Source organism: Micrococcus flavus, from assembly GCF_014204815.1.
GTDB lineage: Bacteria > Actinomycetota > Actinomycetes > Actinomycetales > Micrococcaceae > Micrococcus > Micrococcus flavus.
This window is the reverse complement of record NZ_JACHMC010000001.1, coordinates 2,196,617-2,217,214: the sequence shown is the minus strand read 5'-3', so window position 1 is coordinate 2,217,214 and position 20,598 is coordinate 2,196,617. Positions and strand designations below refer to the sequence as shown.

16 protein-coding genes and 3 tRNA genes are annotated in these 20,598 nt (G+C 73.1%); 12 read left to right on the top strand and 7 right to left on the bottom strand.

Translation table 11 applies throughout. From position 1 onward, the window contains the following. Positions 1 to 3: 3 nt before the first annotated feature. Positions 4 to 1,800: an ABC transporter ATP-binding protein gene (locus tag BJ976_RS10260; RefSeq protein WP_135030156.1), complete on the top strand. Its 1,797-nt coding sequence runs from the start codon at positions 4 to 6 to the stop codon at positions 1,798 to 1,800. A gap of 108 nt (positions 1,801 to 1,908) precedes the next feature. Here the strand turns inward: BJ976_RS10260 and BJ976_RS10255 are convergent, their stop codons facing one another. Further along, positions 1,909 to 3,084 (bottom strand): acetate/propionate family kinase, encoded by a 1,176-nt coding sequence (locus BJ976_RS10255; RefSeq protein WP_135030220.1) that lies wholly within the window; start codon positions 3,082 to 3,084, stop codon positions 1,909 to 1,911. Positions 3,085 to 3,209: 125 nt separating this feature from the next. Next, positions 3,210 to 5,276, bottom strand: a complete 2,067-nt coding sequence (gene pta / locus BJ976_RS10250) for a phosphate acetyltransferase (protein WP_135030157.1) — start codon at positions 5,274 to 5,276, stop codon at positions 3,210 to 3,212. Between the two features lie 265 nt (positions 5,277 to 5,541). On the opposite strand from pta, the gene BJ976_RS10245 reads away from it, so the two are divergent. The 5 genes from BJ976_RS10245 to BJ976_RS10225 all read left to right on the top strand — a co-directional run bounded on the left by BJ976_RS10245 (position 5,542) and on the right by BJ976_RS10225 (position 10,163). Then, a complete protein-coding gene (locus BJ976_RS10245) occupies positions 5,542 to 6,915 on the top strand; it encodes an Nramp family divalent metal transporter (protein WP_135030158.1) in 1,374 nt (457 codons plus the stop codon). A 117-nt stretch (positions 6,916 to 7,032) separates the two neighbouring features. Continuing rightward, positions 7,033 to 7,371, top strand: coding sequence for a thiamine-binding protein (locus BJ976_RS10240; RefSeq protein WP_135030159.1), 339 nt, complete (start codon positions 7,033 to 7,035; stop codon positions 7,369 to 7,371). 118 nt (positions 7,372 to 7,489) lie between these two features. After that, positions 7,490 to 8,038, top strand: coding sequence for a GNAT family N-acetyltransferase (locus BJ976_RS10235; protein WP_167736940.1), 549 nt, complete (start codon positions 7,490 to 7,492; stop codon positions 8,036 to 8,038). Positions 8,039 to 8,177: 139 nt separating this feature from the next. Next, on the top strand, positions 8,178 to 9,059 hold the full coding sequence (locus BJ976_RS10230; protein ID WP_135030161.1) for a spermidine synthase: 882 nt from the start codon (positions 8,178 to 8,180) through the stop codon (positions 9,057 to 9,059). Positions 9,060 to 9,182: 123 nt separating this feature from the next. Continuing rightward, positions 9,183 to 10,163, top strand: a complete 981-nt coding sequence (locus tag BJ976_RS10225) for a universal stress protein (protein WP_135030162.1) — start codon at positions 9,183 to 9,185, stop codon at positions 10,161 to 10,163. Between the two features lie 5 nt (positions 10,164 to 10,168). Here BJ976_RS10225 and BJ976_RS10220 read toward each other — a convergent pair whose 3' ends face one another. Continuing rightward, the gene (locus BJ976_RS10220) at positions 10,169 to 10,522 is read right to left on the bottom strand and encodes a metallopeptidase family protein (protein WP_135030221.1); all 354 of its coding nucleotides are present in this window, start codon (positions 10,520 to 10,522) and stop codon (positions 10,169 to 10,171) included. 89 nt (positions 10,523 to 10,611) lie between these two features. On the opposite strand from BJ976_RS10220, the gene BJ976_RS10215 reads away from it, so the two are divergent. The 4 genes from BJ976_RS10215 to BJ976_RS10200 all read left to right on the top strand — a co-directional run bounded on the left by BJ976_RS10215 (position 10,612) and on the right by BJ976_RS10200 (position 13,077). Then, a tRNA-Glu gene (locus BJ976_RS10215) sits at positions 10,612 to 10,684 on the top strand. Positions 10,685 to 10,811: 127 nt separating this feature from the next. Then, a tRNA-Asp gene (locus BJ976_RS10210) sits at positions 10,812 to 10,885 on the top strand. A gap of 62 nt (positions 10,886 to 10,947) precedes the next feature. After that, positions 10,948 to 11,020 (top strand) — tRNA-Phe (locus BJ976_RS10205). A 164-nt stretch (positions 11,021 to 11,184) separates the two neighbouring features. Continuing rightward, positions 11,185 to 13,077, top strand: coding sequence for a BCCT family transporter (locus tag BJ976_RS10200; RefSeq protein ID WP_135030163.1), 1,893 nt, complete (start codon positions 11,185 to 11,187; stop codon positions 13,075 to 13,077). A 97-nt stretch (positions 13,078 to 13,174) separates the two neighbouring features. On the opposite strand, the gene BJ976_RS10195 is transcribed toward BJ976_RS10200, so the two are convergent. Together BJ976_RS10195 and BJ976_RS10190 are read right to left on the bottom strand one after the other, a co-directional pair. Continuing rightward, positions 13,175 to 14,611, bottom strand: coding sequence for an amino acid permease (locus BJ976_RS10195; RefSeq protein ID WP_135030164.1), 1,437 nt, complete (start codon positions 14,609 to 14,611; stop codon positions 13,175 to 13,177). A 128-nt stretch (positions 14,612 to 14,739) separates the two neighbouring features. Then, positions 14,740 to 16,572 carry a glycoside hydrolase family 13 protein gene (locus tag BJ976_RS10190; protein ID WP_135030165.1) on the bottom strand — a complete coding sequence of 611 codons (1,833 nt, stop codon included), beginning with the start codon at positions 16,570 to 16,572 and terminating at the stop codon, positions 14,740 to 14,742. A 121-nt stretch (positions 16,573 to 16,693) separates the two neighbouring features. Between BJ976_RS10190 and BJ976_RS10185 the strand changes: the two genes are divergently transcribed. Further along, positions 16,694 to 17,272, top strand: coding sequence for a nitroreductase family protein (locus BJ976_RS10185; protein WP_167736941.1), 579 nt, complete (start codon positions 16,694 to 16,696; stop codon positions 17,270 to 17,272). Between the two features lie 27 nt (positions 17,273 to 17,299). On the opposite strand, the gene BJ976_RS10180 is transcribed toward BJ976_RS10185, so the two are convergent. Together BJ976_RS10180 and BJ976_RS10175 are read right to left on the bottom strand one after the other, a co-directional pair. Continuing rightward, positions 17,300 to 18,250, bottom strand: coding sequence for a DUF8083 family protein (locus BJ976_RS10180; RefSeq protein WP_135030166.1), 951 nt, complete (start codon positions 18,248 to 18,250; stop codon positions 17,300 to 17,302). A 70-nt stretch (positions 18,251 to 18,320) separates the two neighbouring features. Then, positions 18,321 to 19,145: an exodeoxyribonuclease III gene (locus tag BJ976_RS10175; protein ID WP_135030167.1), complete on the bottom strand. Its 825-nt coding sequence runs from the start codon at positions 19,143 to 19,145 to the stop codon at positions 18,321 to 18,323. Positions 19,146 to 19,243: 98 nt separating this feature from the next. On the opposite strand from BJ976_RS10175, the gene BJ976_RS10170 reads away from it, so the two are divergent. Continuing rightward, positions 19,244 to 20,596 (top strand): NtaA/DmoA family FMN-dependent monooxygenase, encoded by a 1,353-nt coding sequence (locus BJ976_RS10170; protein ID WP_135030168.1) that lies wholly within the window; start codon positions 19,244 to 19,246, stop codon positions 20,594 to 20,596. Positions 20,597 to 20,598 lie beyond the last annotated feature (2 nt).

The window sequence follows — 20,598 nt, the reverse complement described above, 5'->3', positions numbered from 1 at the left end:
CCCATGAACGACGACGTCGCACGCCGCTCCGGCTCCCACGCCGCCTCCGCCGCCGCACCGGAGGGCGCGGCCCCGGCCGCCGGCGCTCCGGCCGAGGCCCCGGCCCCCGGTGCCGCCCTCCTGGAGATCCGCGACCTGGACGTGGAGTTCGCCACGCAGCAGGGCACCGTGAAGGCCGTCGAGGGGGCGTCCCTGAGCCTGCCGGCCGGGGGGACCCTGGCGATCGTGGGCGAGTCCGGCTCGGGCAAGTCCACCACCGCGATGGCCGCGATCGGCCTGCTGCCCGGCAACGGCCGGGTGACCGGCGGCTCCATCCGGTTCGACGGCCAGGAGCTCGTGGGCCTGCCGGACGCGAAGATGCGCCACATCCGCGGCCGGCGGATCGGCCTCGTGCCGCAGGACCCCATGTCCAACCTCAACCCCGTCACCCGGGTGGGCCAGCAGATCGGGGAGACCCTCCTGACCCACGGCCTGGCCACGAAGGCCACCGTGAAGCAGCAGGTGGTGGAGGTGATGGAGCGCGCGGGCATCCCCGAGCCCGAGCGGCGGGCCGGGCAGTACCCGCACGAGCTCTCCGGCGGCCTGCGCCAGCGCGTGCTGATCGCGATCGGCCTGGCCTGCCGCCCGCAGCTGCTGATCGCGGACGAGCCCACCTCCGCGCTGGACGTGACCGTGCAGCAGGTGATCCTGGACCAGATCGACGAGATGACCCGCGAGCTCGGCTCGTCCGTCCTGCTGATCACCCACGACCTCGGCCTCGCGGCCGAGCGCGCGCAGCAGCTGGTGGTGATGCACCGCGGCCGCGTGGTGGAGGCCGGCGACGCGCGGGCCATCCTGGAGGACCCGCAGCACTCCTACACCCGCTCCCTCGTGGCGGCGGCGCCGTCCGTGGCGGCGGCCCGTCTGCTGCCGGAGGCGTTCGACCCGGCGCCGGCCGCGCTCGCCGACGATGACACGGCGTCCCTGAGCACCGCGGCCCTGCGGAAGAAGGACCTCACCCCGCTCGTGGAGATCCGGGACCTGACCAAGGTCTACCCCGTCCGCGGACGCGAGGACTTCACGGCCGCCAAGGACGTCTCCCTCAAGATCCCGCGCGGGGCCACGGTGTCCGTGGTGGGCGAGTCCGGGTCCGGGAAGACGACCACGGCCCGCATGCTGCTGAAGCTCATCGAGCCCACGTCGGGCGAGATCACCTTCGACGGCAAGGACGTCCTGGGCATGAGGGGCGCGGACCTGAAGGACTTCCGCCAGCGGGTGCAGGCGGTGTTCCAGGACCCGTTCTCCTCGCTCAACCCCTCCTTCACGGTGGGGCGGATCATCGAGGAGCCCTTGCACGCCTACCGGCGCGGGAACGCCAAGGAGCGACGGCATCGGGCCCTCGAGCTCATGGAGCAGGTGGCCCTGCCCGCGCACTTCCACCGGCGGTACCCGTCCGAGCTCTCGGGCGGCCAGCGTCAGCGCGTGGCGATCGCCCGCGCGCTCGCCCTCGAGCCGGACCTGATCGTGTGCGACGAGCCGGTCTCCGCCCTCGACGTGCTCGTCCAGGCCCAGATCCTCGACCTGCTCAAGGACCTGCAGGACCGCATGGGCCTGAGCTACCTGTTCATCTCGCACGATCTCGCCGTCGTGCGCCTGATCTCGGACTACGTGTGCGTCATGAAGGACGGCGAGGTGGTGGAGGCCGCGAGCTCGGAGGAGATCTTCACGAACCCGCGCCACCCGTACACGCGCCGCCTGCTCGCCTCGATCCCCGGCAACGAGCTGGACATCCGGGTGGAGGGCGACGGCGAGCACGTCTGAGCCGGGCGGGTCCCGGCCCTTCTGCCCCGCCTCGCACACCCCAGCGCCCGGGCGACATTCCAGCGGAGCGGAACCGCTGGAATGTCGCCGCGGCGCTGAGGACCGGCCTCAGCCCTCCAGCGGCCAGGCCGCCTCGCGCTCCACCACGGTGTGGGTGAGGTGGGCGATCGCCATCTCCTCGTCCGTGGGGACCACGAGCACGGGGATCGCGGAGTCGTCCGTGGAGATGGTCCGCGGGTCGTCGCCGCGCGCCATGTTCCTGGCGTGGTCGTACCGCACGCCCAGGGCCTCGAGCCGGTCGAGCACGCGGGCGCGGAACGGTGCGGAGTTCTCGCCGATGCCCGCGGTGAACACGATCGCCTTCGCCCCGCCCACGGCCACGTGGTACGCGCCGACGTACTTCGCCAGGCGGTAGGACGCGACCTTCAGTGCGTCCCGCGACGCGCGGTGGCCCGCCTCGGCGGCCTCCAGCACCTCGCGCATGTCCGCATGGCCGGACAGCCCCAGCAGGCCGGACTCCTTGTTCAGCATCGTGTCCACCTGCTCGGCGGACATGCCGTGGGCGGTGATCAGGTGGGTCACCACGGAGGGGTCCAGGTCGCCGGAACGGGTCCCCATCACGAGGCCGGCCAGCGGGGTGTAGCCCATGGAGGTGTCCACGGACCGCCCGCCCCGGATGGCCGTGGCGGAGGCGCCGTTGCCCAGGTGCAGGACCACGCCGTCGAACTCGTCGCGATCCATCCCCAGGTGGCGCGCGGCGAGGCCGGTGACCAGGTCGTGGCTGGTGCCGTGGAACCCGTACCGGCGGATGCCGTGCTCCGTGTAGAGCTCGTCCGGCAGGGCGTACTGCCAGGCCTCACGCGGCATCGTCTGGTGGAACGAGGTGTCGAACACCACCACCTGCGGCAGGTCAGGCCAGCGCTGGGCCACCGCGCGCAGGCCCTGGGCCGCGGCGGGGTTGTGCAACGGCGCCAGGGGGGCGAGCCGCTCGATCGCGCGGATGACCTCGTTGGTCACCAGTGCCGGCGCGTGGAACCGCTCGCCGCCGTGCACCACGCGGTGGCCGGCGGCGGCCAGGCGGCGATCCCCGACCACCTCCGCGATCTGCCGCTCCACCCGCTCGAGCGCCGCGGCGTGGTCCGGGACGTCCGAGCCGGCCACCCCGATCCGCTCCACGAGGCCCTTGGTCACCACCGGGTCGGCGGTGTCCTCCCCGTCCGGGGTGATCTCCCGCACCTGGTACTTCAGGGAGGAGGAGCCGGAGTTCACCACGAGCACCAGCAGGGTCTCCTGGCCCAGGTCGCGGGCGGGCACGGTGGGCAGGGCCGTGGTCGTCGGGGAGGCGGGCACGGGGGAGGCGTCGAGGGAGTCGCTCACGGGGGGCCTTTCGAGAGGGGGTCGGACGCGGCTCAGGCCTGGGCCTGGATGACGGTGATGGCCACCGTGTTGACGATGTCCTCCACCGTGGTGCCGCGGGAGAGGTCGTTGACGGGCTTGTTCAGGCCCTGCAGGACGGGCCCGACGGCGACCGCGCCCGAGGACTGCTGGACCGCCTTGTACGTGTTGTTGCCCGTGTTCAGGTCCGGGAACACGAACACCGTGGCCTGGCCGGCCACCTCGGAGTCCGGCATCTTCGAGGCGGCCACGGAGGCGTTCACGGCGGCGTCGTACTGCAGCGGACCCTCCACCTTCAGCTCCGGATGACGGTCCTTCACCAGCTCGGTGGCGCGGCGGACCTTGTCCACGGCGTCTCCCGAGCCGGAGGCGCCGGTGGAGTAGGAGAGCATCGCGATGCGCGGGTCCACCCCGAACTGGGCGGCGGTCTCCGCGGAGGCCGCCGCGATGTCGGCGAGCTGCTCCGCGTCCGGGTCCGGGTTCACGGCGCAGTCGCCGTAGACCAGCGCCCGGTCCGGGAGGAGCATGAAGAACACGGAGGAGACGATCGAGACGCCCGGCTTGGTCTTCACGAACTCGAGCGCCGGCCGGATGGTGTTGGCCGTGGTGTGCGCGGCCCCGGAGACCATGCCGTCGGCGTCGCCCAGGTGGACCATCATGGTCCCGTAGTAGGCGCCCTCGAGCATGACCTCGCGGGCCCGCTCCACGTCCACGCCCTTGTGGGCGCGCAGCCGGGCGTACTCCTCGGCGTAGCGGTCGCGGTCCGGTGCGGTGGCCGGGTCCACGAGGGTCAGGCCGGTCAGGTCGATGCCCTCGCGCGAGGCCAGCTCCTTCACCTCGGCCTCGGCGCCGAGCACCACGAGGTCGCACACGTCCCGGCGCTGCAGGATCTCGGCGGCCCGCAGCACGCGGGCGTCCTCGCCCTCGGGCAGCACCACGGTCCTCCGGTCCGTGCGGGCGCGCTCGATCAGGTCGTGGAGGAAGCGCAACGGGGTGACGGTGGAGCTGCGCGGCAGGTCGATGCGCGCCAGCAGCTCGTCCCCGTCCACGCGCTGGTGCCAGGCACCCAGGGCGGCGGCGGTCTTGCGCGGCTGGGCGCTCGAGAGCTCGGCGCGGACCCGGGACACCTTCGCCCCCGTGTTGAACGTGTCGTCGTGCGTCACGAAGACGGGGAACGAGGCGTCCAGGTAGAGGCGCTGCACCTGGGCGTTCGGCAGGATCCCGTTGGTGAGGACCATGGCCGAGGGGGTGGGGAAGTCCGGGGTCAGCGACGAGGCCACCGTGGCGAGGATCGCGTCCGAGCGGTCGCCGGACACGATCACCAGGGCGCCCTCGCGCAGGATCTCCAGGAAGTTGCCGCCCTCCATGGAGACCACCTTCACCTCGGCCACGTCGCGGTCGAGGGTCTCGCGGCCGGCCACCTGGTCGAGCCCGAGCGCGCCCGCGACCTCGGCCACCGAGGGCAGCGCGAGCTCCGGCAGCTCCGGAAGCACGTAGACCGGGCGGCGGTGCCGGCCCGGCCGGATGGCGTCGCGGATCTCGTCCGCCCGGTCCGCGTCCGCGCGGTTCACGAGGACGGCGAGCAGGTCCACGCCGGACTCGTCGAGGGCGTGGCGGGTGAGGTCCACGGCGTCGGCGGCCCGCCGCGGGTCCAGGCCGGCCCCGGAGACCACGGCCAGCACGGGGGTGCTGAGGTTCAGCGCCAGCTGGGCGTTGAGCTCGAGGTCCGCGGCGGGGTCGGCGTCGGTCAGGTCCGTGCCCTCCACCACCACGACGCCGGCCGCCGCCATCGCGTCGAAGACCTCCACGCAGCGTTCCTGCACCTCGTCCCCGCGACCCTCGGCCATGAGGGAGCGGGCCTGGGCCGCGGTGAGGCCGCCGCGCGCCTGCTCGGCGCTGAGCCCGAACTGCTCGCGCATGAGCAGCACCATCGGGTCCGTCTCCACGTCGTCGCCGGGCACCACGGGGCGGAAGTAGCCCACCGAGCCGGAGCGCCGGTACAGCGAGTCGGCCAAGCCGAGGCTGACGAGCGACTTGCCCGCGCCCGGCGTGGTGGTGGTGACGAAGATTCCCTGCGGCATGACGGCCTTTCGCGTGCGACGGCGGTGCGGTGTGGATGGGGCACGGACCCGGCGGGGCGCCCCCGGCCACAGTATCGACCGGCCCGGCGCAGGTCCCAGGCCCCGCCCTCGACCCGTTCCCGTTGACACCCCGGGGTGTCACGCGCCCCGCACGACCCCCCGCCCCGGTACCGTGAGCCGCATCACGCACCCGGCCGGCGTCGTCCGCGGCGCACCCCGACGACGACGCCGCCTCCCGCATCCGTCGCACCGACCGAGGAACCCCATGTCGCACTCCACCTCTGCAGCGGGCTCGCCCACCGGCGGACCGGTCGACCGGCACCACCCCGTCCACACCCCCGAGATCGTCGGCTTCACGCAGGCGGAGATCGACGAGACCCCCGTCCGGCCCCGCTGGAACTCTCTCGGCCCGGGCATCGTGGCCGCCGCCACCGGTGTGGGCGCCGCGGACCTCGTGGCCACCCTCACCGCCGGCTCCCGCTACGGCTACATGCTGCTGTGGGCGGTGGTGCTCGGCGTGATCTTCAAGATCGTGCTGGTCGAGGGCACCGGTCGGTACTACCTGTCCACCGGCCGGACCATCTTCCAGGGCTGGCGCTCGCTCGGCTCCTGGACCTCCTGGTACTTCGGCCCGTACATCCTCATCTGGGGCTTCGTGTACGGCGCCACCGCCATGTCCTCCACGGCCCTGCCGCTGGCAGCGCTGTTCCCGGGCGTGGACTCGACGATCTTCGCGGTGGCCGCCGGCGTGGCCGGCCTGGCCCTGGTGTGGCTGGACCGCTACGGGCTGATCGAGAAGATCATGACCGTGCTGATCGGCGTCATGTTCGTGACGGTGCTGATCTCCGCGGCGCTGACCGTGCCGAACCTCGGCGCGATCCTCACCGGCCTGGTCCCGCGCATCCCCTCCGGCGACCCGGACGTGATGTTCTACGTGCTCGGCCTGGCCGGCGGCGTGGGCGGCACCATCACCCTCGGCGCCTACGGCTACTGGCTGCGGGAGAAGGGCTGGAACACCCCGAAGTACATGAGGATCATGCGCTTCGACAACACGGTCTCCTACGTCCTGACGGGCGTCTTCGTGATCGCCACCATGATCATGGGCGTGGAGCTGCTGAACTCCGCGGGCATCGCGATCTCCTCGGGGGACAAGGGCCTGCTGGACGTCGGCACCGTCCTGGCGGACCGCTACGGCGAGGTCTGGGCCACCGTGTTCCTGGTGGGCTTCTTCGCCGCCTCCTTCTCCTCCCTCATCGGCGTGTGGCACGGCGTGTCCCTGATGTTCGCGGACTTCTGGACCAACTTCCGCCGCCCCGCGGAGGAGCTGGACCAGGACGACGCGCCGTCACTGTCCTCGACGCCCGCCCGCTTCTACCTGCTGTGGCTGACCTTCCCGCCCATGGTCCTGCTCCTGCTGGGCAAGCCGATCTTCCTGATCCTGCTGTACGGCACGCTCGGCGCCCTGTTCATGCCGTTCCTGGCCGTCACGCTGCTGTTCCTCAACAATGCGCGGAACGTGCCCGGGAAGTTCCGCAACGGGCCGGTCCGCAACGTGCTGCTGGGGCTGACGGCCGCGGTGTTCGTGGCGATCGGCGTCAACGAGCTGATCAAGGCGCTCAGCCCGCTGCTCGGCGGCTGACCCCCGCCGGACGACCGAGCCCCTGCGACATCCCCGCCGGGCGGAACGGCGGTGATGTCGCAGGGGCTCGGTCCCCCGGTCTGTCTGGCGTCGGCCGGGACGAGGCACACTGGGGCCATGATCGTCGCCTTCTCCGTCGCCCCGTCCGGCCAGCCCGCCGACGCCGCCCACGCCCCGTCCTCCGACGGCGACCCCGCCTCGGTCCACCGGGCGGTGGCCGCCGCCGTCGCCGTGGTCCGGGACTCAGGCCTGCCGCACCGCACCTCGTCGATGTTCACGGAGATCGAGGGGGAGTGGGACGAGGTGATGGCCGTGGTCAAGGCGGCGTGCGACGCCGTCGCGCCCTTCGGCTCGCGCGTGTCCCTGGTGCTCAAGGCGGACATCCGCCCGGGCCGCACCGGCGAGCTGGACGGCAAGGTCGCCCGGCTCGCGGCGGCGCTCGCAGACGACGCCTGAGCGACTCGGCATGTCCGCCCCACCCGCCGGGATCGACTGCACTTCTGACCCTTCTGAAGGCCCGAACGGCGCTCAGAAGGGTCAGTTCCGCAGTGAATCCGTGGAGGGCAGGGGATCCGTGGAGGGCAGGGGATCCGTGGAGGCGGTGACCGTCCGCCGCGCCACGGCCCACGACCTGCCCGCCGTGCTCGCCATGAAGAACGCGGCCTGGCGTGAGACCTATGCGCACGTCCTCGACGCCGCACTCCTCGATCGCCTGGACGACCGCCTCGAGGAGCAGGTCGCCGGCTGGCGCGTCGCCCTGGCCGAGGGCGGGCGCGTGTGGCTGGCGGAGGAGGCGGGCGGCGTCGTCGTGGGGATGGCGGCGACGGCGCCCCGCACCGAGCGGTCCCTGCCCGCCCCCGAGGGCATGGGCGGGTGGCCCGACGACCTGCCGGACACCGTGCTGACCAGCCTCTACGTGCTCGCCCGCGCCCACGGCACGGGACTCGGGCACCGGCTGCACGAGGCGGCGCTCGGGCACGCCCCCGCGGTGCTGCGCGTGCTCGACGGCAACGAGCGCGCGGTCCGCTTCTACACGGGCCACGGCTACCGCCCGGTGGGCGATCCCGAGCCGATCGGCGGCGCGTGGGGCGACGCGCACGAGCAGCTGATGGTCCGCCGCTGATCCGCACCCGTACCCGCACCCGCCCCCCGCGCCCGCAGACGTTTTCGAGCGTGAAACCGGTAGAATGGCCGCTTTCGAGCGTCGAACAGGCCCTGTTCCGCGTTCGAAAGTGCCGCCGGGGGAGGGGAGAATCGACCCCATGATCACCCCCGGCACGTATCCCATCAGCTCGGGCGTCGCCACGATCGAGCCGGACCCCTGGACGGACGGCGTGTTCCTGCTCCGGGTCAACGGCGTCGAGTCCTCGCAGCTGAACCCGGACCGGCCCCAGACGCTCGGCTTCGAATACATGCGCTGGGCCGCGGCCGTCCTGACGCACCGCTTCGCGCCGGGCGCCGCCCCGCTGCGCGTGCTGCACCTCGGCGGCGCCGGCTGCACGTTCGCGCGCTGCGTCACGCACGCCCACCCGGGCGCCCACCAGCTGGCCGTGGAGCTCGACGCCGGCCTCGCCGCCCTCGCCCGCGAGCAGTTCGACCTGCCCCGCTCCCCGCAGCTGAAGATCCGCGTGGGCGAGGCCGGGCAGATCCTCGCCGGGCTCCGGGACGCCACGCGCGAGGTGGTCTTCCGGGACGTCTTCGCGCCGCAGGACGGCCCGGGCGCCGCCCCCGACGCCCCGCACGTCACCCCGGCGCACCTCACGGGTGCCGACGCCGCCGCGCACGCCGCCCGCGTCCTCACCCCGGGCGGGGTGTACGTCCTGAACATCGGCGGGGGCCCGGACCTCACCTCGGTGCGCCGCGAGGTCGCCGCCCTCACGGCGGCGTTCGCGCACGTGGAGGTCATGGCCGACCCCGCCATGCTCAAGGGCCGCCGCCGCGGCAACGTGATCGCCGCGGCGTCGGACCGGCCGCTGGCGCGGGACGAGCTCGGCGGCCGCGCCGGCCTGGCCCGCGCCCTGCGCTCGGACGCGCTGCCGGCGCAGCTGGTCGACGACGTCGCGGCCTTCACGAAGGGCCTCGCCCCGGACCCCACGCCGCTGGTCCCCCTGCCGGCGGCCGCGCCGACCTCGGACGGGGCCTGATCCGGGCCCCCGCGCAGCCGACCGCGTCACGGGGCGGGCCGGATGTGGCCCGGGACACTAAGCTGAGGGCGACCGCCCGGGCCCCGACGGCGAGGTCCGGCAGGACACACACAGGAGGCTGCCATGTCCGACCAGACCACCCCGTCCGCCCCCCTCTCCCAGGACGCCCCGCTGGGCGTGCTCGTGGGCGTGGACGGCTCGGACCAGTCCATCTCCGCCGCCCGCTGGGCTCAGCGCGAGGCCCGCCTGCGCGGCGAGTCCCTCACCCTCGTCACCGCCTACACCGTGCCCGCGTTCTGGGGCAGCTCCGTGGACGGCGGGATCGCGCTGGCCGACGACGACCGCCTCCGCTCCGGCGTGGACGCGCTCCTGCACGAGGTCGCGGGCAAGCTCGACCCGGAGGGCGTCACCCCGGAGCTGCGCGTGGAGGTCGGCGACGCCGCCGGCGTCCTCGTGGACCTCTCCGCGCAGGCGTCCCTGCTGGTCTCCGGCAGTCGCGGCCGCGGCGGGTTCCTGGGCCGGCTGCTCGGCTCGGTGTCCTCCGCACTGCCCGGCCACGCCCACTGCCCCGTGGCGATCATCCCCGCGGGGGTGGAGGAGTCCCGTGCGGCGGACGGCGCGCCCGTGGTGGCCGGCGTCGACGGCTCGGAGGAGGGGCGGGCCGCCGCCCTCGTGGCCGCCGAGGAGGCCGCGGCCCGGACGGCGCCGCTGCACCTGGTGTGCGCCCTGCCCCCCATGAGCGCGAACGCCGCCTGGCTGGCCGTCACCCTGGACGAGGAGGCGCGGCGGCGGGAGCTGCAGGAGCGACTCGACGCGGGCGTGGCCTGGCTGACCTCGGAGTTCCCGGGCCTGCAGGTCACCACCGAGCTGGTGGAGGGCAACCCCGTGGACGTGATGGCGGAGCAGACCGCCACCGCGCGGCTGACCGTCCTGGGCACGCGCGGCCTCGGCGGATTCTCCGGCGCCCTCGTGGGCTCCACGAGCCAGGGCGTGGCCAACCACGCCAAGGGCCCCGTCATGGTGGTCCCGTTCCGCGAGGACGTGCGCCTGGGCTCCCGGGTGGAGTTCGGCCCGGTCGTGGAGCAGGAGCCGCGGGAGCGCTGAGCCGGTCAGCCCCAGCCGAGCTCGTGCAGGCGCTCCTCGGAGATCCCGAAGAAGTGCCCCACCTCGTGCATCACCGTCACGGTGATCTCGTGCTCGAGCTCGGCACGGCTGCGGCAGTGCCGGGTGAGGGGGCCGCGGAACACCACGATCCGGTCCGGCAGCTGCCATGCCATCTCGGCGCGCTCGGTCAGGGGGATCCCCTCGTAGACGCCGAGCAGCTCGGTGTCCGGGTCCTCCCACGGCTGCGGCTCATACTCGTCCTCCACCACGACCACCACGTTGGTGAGCAGGCGGGCCAGCTCGTCGGGGATGCGGGCCAGGGCGGCGTCGACGGCGGCATCGAACTCCGCCTCGTCCATCCACGTGCCCACGGGGCGCCTCCTCTGCTCGCGGCCGATGCGGCCACCCTATAGACTCCACTGGTCCGCCGGCTGTGCCGGGCGGGCGCGCCCTCATCGTCTAGAGGCCTAGGACACCGCCCTTTCACGGCGGCGACACGGGTTCGAATCCCGTTGGGGGTACGGCGCCGCAGGTGCCGGGGCGGTCTCCCGCAGACCCGCGTCCGGCGATTTGCACGCGGCGCGGGGACGCTGATAGAGTCTCTACTCGTTGCAACGGAGAGATCCGGAGTGGCGAACAACAGAACATGGCCCTGTAGCGCAGTTGGTTAGCGCGCCGCCCTGTCACGGCGGAGGTCGCGGGTTCAAGTCCCGTCAGGGTCGCTCGGATCATCCGATACACCGGAGTCCGGTGCCTGGAGGATCCCGGCGATGCCCCATCGCCCGGCTCTGTAGCTCAGTTGGTAGAGCGTACGACTGAAAATCGTAAGGTCACCGGATCGACGCCGGTCGGAGCCACAGCAGTGCAAAGGCCCCCCGCAGCAGCGGGGGGCCTTCCTGCATCTCCGGGCCGATGGCTCCCCGCCATTGCCGCGAGGACGGTCACATCCCGCGGTGAGAAGGATCAGACGGGTCCGCTCTGGACGGCACGGAGTCGGCGTGGGTCACGTAGCGTGAGTCAGATGACCGACACCACTTCACCGCACCGCACCCCCGCGCCGCCCGGCTCCGCCGACGCCTCCACCCCGTCCCCGACGGTCCCCGCGACGTCGGCCGACGCCCAGGTCGGACCCGGCCGTGCCCTGGTCGCCTGGGTCTTCTGGCCGTCCACCGTGATCGTCCTGGCCTTCGTGATCGCCACGATGCTGTTGCCCGAGCAGATGACCGCCGCCATCGGCACCGTGCAGCAGGGCATCATCACGAGCTTCTCCTGGTGGTACGCCGCCGTCGCGCTGTTCTTCGTCCTGTTCTGCCTCTACCTCGCGTTCTCCCGCAAGGGTCAGATCACGATGGGCAAGCCGGATGAGAAGCCGGAGTTCTCCACGCTGTCCTGGTTCTCGCTGCTCTTCGCGGCGGGCATGGGCATCGGCCTCGTGTTCTACGGCATGACCGAGCCGATGATGCACTTCGTCACCCCGCGCCCGGACATCGCGGCGACGAACCCGAACGAGGGCCAGGCCGCGCAGCAGGCGCTGGCCACCACCTTCCTGCACTGGGGCCTGCAGCCCTGGGCGATCTACGCCGTCGTCGGCGTCGCCGTGGGCCTGGCCATCCACCGCCGTGGCCGTCCGCTGTCCCTGCGCTGGGCCTTCGAGCCCCTGCTGGGCGAGCGCCGCACCCGTGGCGGCTGGGGTCACCTGATCGACAACATCGCCCTGATCGGCACCGTGTTCGGCGTGGCCACCTCGCTCGGCCTCGGCGTGACGCAGATGGCCGCCGGCCTGCGCTCGCTCGGCTTCGTGCCGCAGGACGCGGCCTGGGTCGAGTACGTGATGATCGCGCTCGTGACGTGCCTGGTCCTGTACACCGTGGTCTCCGGCGTGGAGCGGGGCATGAAGTACCTCTCCAACTTCAACCTCATCCTCGCCGCGGGGCTGTTGCTGTTCGTGGCGATCGTGGGCCCCACCGCCTTCCTGATGAAGGAGATGGTGCAGTCGACCGGCGCGTACCTGAACGGCTTCTTCGCCAACTCGCTCAACGTCTCGGCGTTCTTCGGGGCGGAGGGCGACGCGTGGCAGGCCGGCTGGACCGCCTACTACTGGGGCTGGTGGATGTCCTGGACCCCGTTCGTGGGCATCTTCATCGCCCGCATCTCCCGCGGCCGCACCGTCCGTGAGTTCATCGCCGGCGTGCTACTGGTGCCGACCCTGATCTCGATCGTGTGGTTCGGCGTGCTCGGCGGCACCGCCATCTACCTCGAGACCGTCCGTCCCGAGGGCTACCGCTCGATCGTGGGCCCGGACGGCGCGATCGACGCGAACACCGCGCTGTTCCAGGTGATCGAGCAGCTGCCGGCCGGTGCCCTGATGATGATCGGCTTCATCATCCTCTCCGCGGTGTTCTTCGTGACGTCCTCGGACTCCGGCTCTCTTGTGATGGGCATGCTGGCCACCGGCGGCGACGTGAACCCGAAGGTGCTCGTGCGCATCTTCTTCGCGATCGCCACCGCGTTCATGGCGGCGGCCCTGCTGATGGCGGGCGGCCTCTCCGCCATCCAGACGCTGGCCATCACCATCGGCCTGCCGTTCTCCGTGATGATGCTCGTGATGTGCGTGGCCACCCTGCGCGTCCTCGGCTACTCGGTGGCCCGTGTGGAGGCCGTGCGCCGCAAGGCCATGCTCGGCTCCATCAAGGACCGCCTCGGCCTGGACACGGACGACCCGGACGTCGTGGAGGGCGGTCCCGTGGTCGCCTCCCAGTGGTGGGCCTCGCTCAGCCGCGACCACCAGCGCAAGATCGCCGAGATGGCCTCCCCGGGCCCGCAGGACGAGATCCGGCTCCATGCCGGCCGGGTGCCGGCGGCGGACACCGCGGCGGGCTCCGCGACGCGCCTGCACCGCGCGCCGCGGGACTGACCCGCCCCCACCCCGCACGACGACGGCGGCCCGCTCCCTGGGATCAGGGGGCGGGCCGCCGTCGTCGTGGTGCCCCTGGGCCGGAGGGGCCCCGGGGTCAGTCGTGCGTGCGGGCCATCGGCAGCTGACCGGTGCGGTCGTGCACGGCGGCGGACGTGCGCACGCCGGTGACGAACCACGCGGCGGTGAGGGCGGCCACCCACACCAGGCCGATGATCAGGGCCTGGCGGGAGTCCGGGAGGGTCGCCATGGTGATGACCACGGTGGCCACGAACCCGAGGCCCAGCCACGTGCCCACGGGGCCCAGCGGCATGGGGAACGGCGACGGGGCGGCGCCCTCCTCCTTCACGCGCTTCTGCATGGCGCGGTGGGAGAGGAAGATCATGGCCCACGTGAAGACCACGGCGAACGAGGCGACGCCGGCGATCAGGCCGAAGGCGTCCGGGTTCACGGTGATGAGGACGGCGCCGAGCACCATGACCACGAGCATCACGACGACGCTCAGCCACGGCACGCCGCCCTTGTTGGTGTTGGTGAAGGCGCGGGGGGCCTGGCCGTCGTGGGCCATGGCGTAGAGCAGGCGGCCGGAGGCGTAGATGCACGCGTTGATGGCCGAGATCGCCGCGGTGAGCACCACGAAGTTCAGGATGTGCGGGGCGAAGGGCACGCCGAGGCCCTCGAAGATCTGCACGAACGGGCTGGCCGAGCCGTCCACCGAGGTCCACGGCATCAGGGACATGATGACCACCATGGTCAGCACGTAGAACAGCAGGATGCGGATGGGGACCGTGTTGATGGCCTTGGGCAGGACCTTCTCCGGGTCCTTCGCCTCGCCCGCGGCCACGCCGAGGGTCTCGATCCCGCCGAAGGAGAAGGTGACGATCGCCAGGGCCGCCAGGACGCCGAGGACGCCGTGGGGCAGGAAGCCGCCGTGGTCCACGAGGTTGTTCAGGCCGGCCGGGGTGCCGTCCGCGAACGAGGCGCCGGAGAACATGAGGATGACGCCGCCGAAGATCATGGCGACGATGGCGCCGACCTTGATCAGGGTCAGCCAGAACTCGGCCTCGCCGAAGTTGCCCACGTGGGTCATGTTGATCAGGCCGATGACGAGGATGGTGGCCGCCACCCACGCCCAGGCGGGGACCTCGGGGAACCAGAAGGCCATGTACTTCGCGATGGCGGCGGTGTCCGCCACGATCACCACCGCGAGCTCGAACACGAAGGTCCAGCCGGTGACGTAGCCCGCGAAGGGGCCGAGGTAGCGGGAGGCGTAGGCCGCGAACGAGCCGGAGACCGGCTCGCGCAGCGTCATCTCGCCGAGCGCGCGCATCACCAGGTACACGGCGGCGCCGGCGATGAGGAAGGAGAGGATGACGCCCGGGCCGGCGGTCTGGATGCCGCCCGCCGAGCCGTAGAACAGGCCGGTGCCGATCGCCGTGCCGATGGCGATGAACATGATGTGGCGCTGGCTCAGCCCGCGATGGAGCTCGCGGTTCTCGAGCGTCCCGCTCGTGGTGCTGCCGTGACTGGCCATGGGACCGCTTTCAGTGGTGGATCGACGTGAACTGACACACCATGGTGAATGTCAGTGAGTGAAATGTCACATCCGCAGGGTGCAAAGCGTCCGGTCGGGGCCCCGCCGTAGCCGGCGGGGCCCACGGGTCAGCGCTGGAGGAGCCAGGCGGCGGCGTCGGGGACGAGCCGGCCGTCGACGAGCGCCTCGGCCTCGGGCAGCGAGAACTGGGCCCTCTCGTGGTCCGCCGGCAGGGCGACGGGCTCGGTGCCGATGTTCGCCACCACCAGGACGGTGCGCGCGGGGATCGGCTGGCCCGAGCCCAGGTGGCGGCCCCCGCCGGAGGTCACCGTGAAGGCCAGCACGCCCTCCTCGGGGCGGTGGTGGGCCTCGGACCACGCGAAGGAGCCCGTGCCCAGGTCCAGCTCGGCGCGGATCTGCAGCAGGTGCCGGTACAGCTCGAAGTGCGAGCCCTCGACGCCGACCTGCCGGTCCGCGGCCAGCGTCCGGAACGCCTCCGGCTGGGGCAGCCAGGGCGTGGCGGCGTCGGCGGGCGCGGGGGCGCCGTCGGGGTGCACCGTGAAGCCCAGGTGGGGCTCGTCCGCGGCCCACGGCATCGGGATGCGGCAGCCGTCGCGGCCGGGCTCGGCGCCGTCCGTGCGGAAGAAGTAGGGGTCCTGGCGGTGCTCGGCCTCGAGGGTGGTGTGCTCGGGCAGCCCGAGCTCGTCGCCCTGGTAGATGTACGCCGAACCGGGCAGGGCCAGCTCGATCATGGCCGCGGCGCGCGCCCGGCGCCGCCCGAGCGCCTCGTCCGGCTGCTCGTCCTCCGCCGTGATGCCGGCCGGGTAGGCGGTGGGGTCGGACAGGCCGTAGCGGGAGGTGTGGCGGACCGTGTCGTGGTTGGAGAGCACCCACGTGTTGGGGGCGCCGACCTTCTCGCCCTCCGTGAAGGAGCGGCTGATCGCCGAGTCGAGCGCCGGCGCGTCCCAGCCGGCCATGAGGTAGGTGAAGTTGAACGCCTGGTGCATCTCGCCGGGCCGGACGTAGCGGAACGTGCGCGGCAGCGGGGAGACCCAGGCCTCGGCCACCATCATGGGCTCGTGCGGGTAGGCGTCCAGCACGCGGCGCCACCGGCGGTAGACCTCGTGCACGCCGTCCTGGTCCAGGAAGGGCATGGCCGGTTCGAACGCGTCCACGTCGAAGTCCGGGTCCTGGTCCTCGCCGGCGTCCGTGACCATGCCCATCCGGGTGTGGTCCGCGTCCGGGTAGCCCGGCTTCTTGATGAGCCCGTGGGCCACGTCCACGCGGAAGCCGTCCACGCCGCGGTCCAGCCAGAACCGCAGGAGGTCCTCGAACTCCTCGCGGACCTCCGGGTTCTCCCAGTTCAGGTCCGGCTGGGTGGTGTCGAACAGGTGCAGGTACCACTGGCCGGGGGTGCCGTCCGCCTCGGTCACGCGGGACCAGGCGCCGCCGCCGAAGGTGGACTCCCAGTTGTTCGGGGGCAGCTCGCCGTGCTCGCCGCGGCCCTCCGTGAAGTGGTAGCGGGCGCGCTCGGGGGAGCCCGGGCCGGCGGCCAGGGCCGCCTGGAACCAGGCGTGGTCCGAGGAGGTGTGGTTGGGCACGAGGTCCACGATCACGCGGATCCCGGCGTCGTGCGCGGCGGCGATCATCTCGTCCGCGTCCGCCAGCGTGCCGAACCGGGGGTCCACGGCGCGGTAGTCCGCGACGTCGTAGCCGGCGTCGTGCTGCGGGGACAGGTAGAAGGGCGAGAGCCAGATCGCGTCCACCCCGAGCCGGGTGAGGTACGGGATCTTCGCGGTGACGCCGGGCAGGTCGCCCATGCCGTTGCCGTCCCCGTCCGCGAACGAGCGGGGGTAGACCTGGTAGATCACCGCGTCCACCCACCACGGGGTGGTGGGGCGGTTGCGGGCCTCCGAGGGAGGGGTGCTCAGGGGGGTGACGGCGGGGCGCTGCGGGGTCATGGCATCCAGCGTAGGCGGGGCGGCGGGCGCGGTGCAGGGCGGGAGCCGGGCGGAGTGGGGGAGGTCACGGGGCGCGGTCGGTCCTGCCCTGGACCCCGGTCCGGAGAGGCAGGATGGAACCATGAAGCACTTCGACGACCCCGTCCTGCAGGCCATGGCCTCGCGCCGGTCCGTCTCCAAGGTGGGCCCGAGCACCCCGTCGGACGAGGAGATCGCCCGGCTCCTGGCCGCCGTCACCCCCGTGGCCGACCACAAGGCGCTGCGCCCCTGGCGCCTGATCCTGCTGCGCGGAGACGACCGGCGCGTCCTCGGCGAGGCCCTCGATGCCGCGGCGGGCGTCGAGCGCGAGCCCGGGGAGGTCAACGACAAGCCCTTCCGGGCCGAGCTGCTGATCGCCGTGGTCGCCCGGCACGTGGCGCACCCCAAGGTGCCCGCGTGGGAGCAGCACGCCACCGCCGCGGGCGCCGCGCACCTGCTGGAGCTCGCCCTGTGGCAGGCCGGCTGGGGTGTCATGTGGCGCACCGGGCTGCAGACGAACGCGCCCGAGGTGCGCGCCGTCCACGGCCTGACTGAGGACGAGATGCTCCTGGGGTGGCTGTACGTGGGGGACATCGAGCCCGCGTTCCGGGAACGCCTCGCCACGACCAGCAAGCCGGCCCTCGATCCGGCCCCGTTCCTCGGGCGCATGCCGCGCGGCTGACGGGGGCGGCGCTCCGGGCGCCCGTGCTCAGTTCGCGTGCGCCAGCATCCCCACGCGTCCCCAGCGGCGGTTGAGCCGCTCCTGCGCGAGCCCTGCGGTGGCCTCGTCCCCCTCGTCCAGGGCGTCGAGCAGCGTCCAGATGTCGAACGCGGAGTCGTCCGGCCACACGTGCCGCGTCAGCCCGCCGTAGTCCAGCTCCAGCACGGAGTCCGGGTGGAACGCCTGCAGCCAGGGGATCATCACGGCCAGCTCGCCCAGCAGCTCGGAGTCCTCCGCGTGCCGGGCCAGGACCGCGGCGGCGTGCCCGGCCCGCTCGACCGCGGCCGTCACCGGCGTGCGCCGGTACGCCACGGTCTCCCCGTCCACGAGGCGACGCACGGGCTCCTCCGGGTCGAACACCGCCAGCCACGCGTGGGGCAGGCCCCACACGGCGGTGCGGGTCTGCACCCGGTGGGTGCCGCCCGTGCCGTCCCCGTCCTGGTGGGCCTGCTCGGGGCCGCGGCCGCCGTCCCGGGGGGCCGGCTCGTCGTCGTGGCCCTGGACCGCGACGCCTCGCCCCGGGCCGTGCTCCTCGGCGGGCTCGTCGTCCGCGCCCGGGGTGAGGCCCCACTCGTCCTCGAGCGCCACGAGGGCGCGGCCGCGGTTCATGGCGCGCGCCGCCGTGGGGACGGCGGCCTCGTACGCGGACGACGCCATGGACTCCTCGAGCATGGCCGCGGCCATCTCCATGCGCAGCCCGAGCTCGTCCGGGCAGTAGAACGCGGACCCGTCCACCTCCAGCACGCGCACCAGGTCGTCCTCGCCGGGCTCCGGGAACGGGTCCGCCACGCGCCGCAGCAGACGACGCCGGGCCCGCGCCTGCGCCTCGGCCTCCACCTCGGCGCGGGTCAGGTGGGCGGCCGCGATGAGCCGCGCCTGCACCGCGTCCGGGTACGCGGACAGCGGTTGGAAGACGCGCAGGTGCGCGGCGGCGTTCACGCCCGCCCCCGGCGGAGGGGGTGCGGTCGGGAGGGGGCGGGCGCCGTCGTCGTCATGGGGGCGGGCCGGCTCAGCCGAGCTCCACGACCACGGGCGCGTGGTCCGAGGCGCCCTTGCCCTTGCGCTCCTCGCGGTCGATCCAGGCGTCCGTGACGGTCTCGGCGAGCGCGGGGGAGAGCAGCGGGAAGTCGATGCGCATGCCCTTGTTCTTGGGGAAGCGCAGCTGCGTGTAGTCCCAGTAGGTGTAGACGTCCGGGCCGGGGTGGCGCGGGCGCACGGGGTCCGTGAAGCCGAGCTCCTCGAAGGCGCGGAACGCCGCGCGCTCGGGCTCGGAGACATGGGTGTACCCGTCCCGGAGGAACATCTCGATGTCCCACACGTCCTCGTCCCGTGGGGCGATGTTCCAGTCGCCCACGTAGGCGGTGCGGGCCCGCGGGTCCGCGGCGAGCTCGGCCGCGGCGTGCTCCGCCAGGACGCGCAGCCACTCGAGCTTGTAGGGCATGTGCTCGTCCTGGAGGCCGCGGCCGTTGGGCACGTACAGGCTCCACAGGCGCACCGGCTCGACGCCGTCCGCCTCCTCCCCGACCACCGCGGAGAGGGCGCGGGCCTCCTCCTGCGGGTCCTTGCCGCCCTTGCCGAAGTGCGGCTGGCCGGGGAAGCCGCGCTGCACGTCGGACAGGCCCACGCGGGAGGCGATGGCCACGCCGTTCCACTGCGAGATCCCGTGGTGGGCGACCTCGTAGCCGGCGCGCTCGAACAGCTCCCAGGGGAAGTTCTCGTCCTTGCACTTGGTCTCCTGGATGGCCAGGACGTCCATGTCCCGGCGCTCGAGGAAGGCCTCCACGCGGTCGGCGCGGGCACGGAGGGAGTTCACGTTCCAGGTGGCGATCTTCACCCGACCAGGCTAACGGGGCGAGCGGACGCGGGACGGCGCGGGCGGCGTCGTCGGGCCGTCCGTGAGCCCGGTCACGCCCTGGATGCGAGGATGGGCGCATGCTCCTCTGCGCCCTGGACATGATGGTCCCCACGCACCAGACCACCGGGATCTGGCGTCACCCCGACGCCGACGTCGAGCAGTACCGGGACCTCGACTTCTGGATCCGGCACGCCCGCCTGCTCGAGGCGGCGGGCTTCGACGCGATGTTCTTCGCGGACGTGGCCGGCGTCTACGACGTGTTCGACGGCTCCGGGGCCACCGCGATCCGCGAGGGCATGCAGTACCCGATGCTGGACCCGCTGCTGGCGGTGAGCGCGCTCGCGGCCGCCACGGAGCGGATCGGCTTCGGGGTGACGGCCTCCGTGAGCTACGAGCAGCCGTACCTGCTGGCCCGGAGGTTCGCCACACTGGACCACCTCACGCGCGGGCGGATCGCGTGGAACATCGTGACCTCCTACCAGCGCTCGGCCACCGAGAACCTGGGCCTCGGGGACCTCGTCCCGCACGACGAGCGCTACGACCGCGCCGACGAGTTCATGGACGTGGTCTACGCGCTGTGGGAGGGCACCTTCGCCCCCGGCGCCCTCGTGGCCGACGACGAGGCCGGTGTCTACCTGGACCCCGAGAGGGTCCACGGGGCGGGGCACGAGGGCCGCTGGTTCTCCGTGCCCGGGCCGGGGCTGACACTGCCCGGGCCGCAGGGCACGCCGTTCCTGTTCCAGGCGGGCTCCTCCCCGCGCGGGCTGGAGTTCGCCGCCCGCCACGCGGAGGCCCTGTTCTTCTCCGGCACCACGCCGGAGAACGTGCGCCGCCTGACCGATGCGCTGCCCGCGCACCTGGAGCGCGCCGGGCGCCCGTGGGACGCGATCCGCACCATCACCTCGGTCACGGTGGTCGCGGCGGAGACCGACGACGCCGCCCGCGCCCGCCTGGACGACTACGCCCGCCACGTGGACGAGGACGCGGCCCTGGCCCTCTTCGCCGGGTGGACCGGGCTGGACCTCGCGGCCCTGTCCCCGGACGACGTGCTCGAGGACGTGCCGATCGAGGGCAACCGCTCCGCGCTGCAGTCCTTCACCTCGATGGACCCGGACCGCGCGTGGACCGTGCGGGACCTCGCCGCGTTCATGGCGATCGGCGCCCGCGGGCCCGTGATCGTGGGCTCGGGCGAGACCGTGGCGGACGAGCTCGAGCGCTGGGCCGCCGAGGCCGGCGTGGACGGGTTCAACGTGGACTACGCGCTGCGCGGCGTGGACCTGCCGGCCTTCGCCGAGCACGTCAGCCCGGTGCTGCGCGAGCGCGGGCACCTGCGGGAGGGCGACCGGCCGGCGTCGGGCACGCTGCGCGGGCGGATCCTCGGCACGGCCACGCTTCGCGCCGACCACCCGGGGGCGGCCTTCCGCCGCTGAGG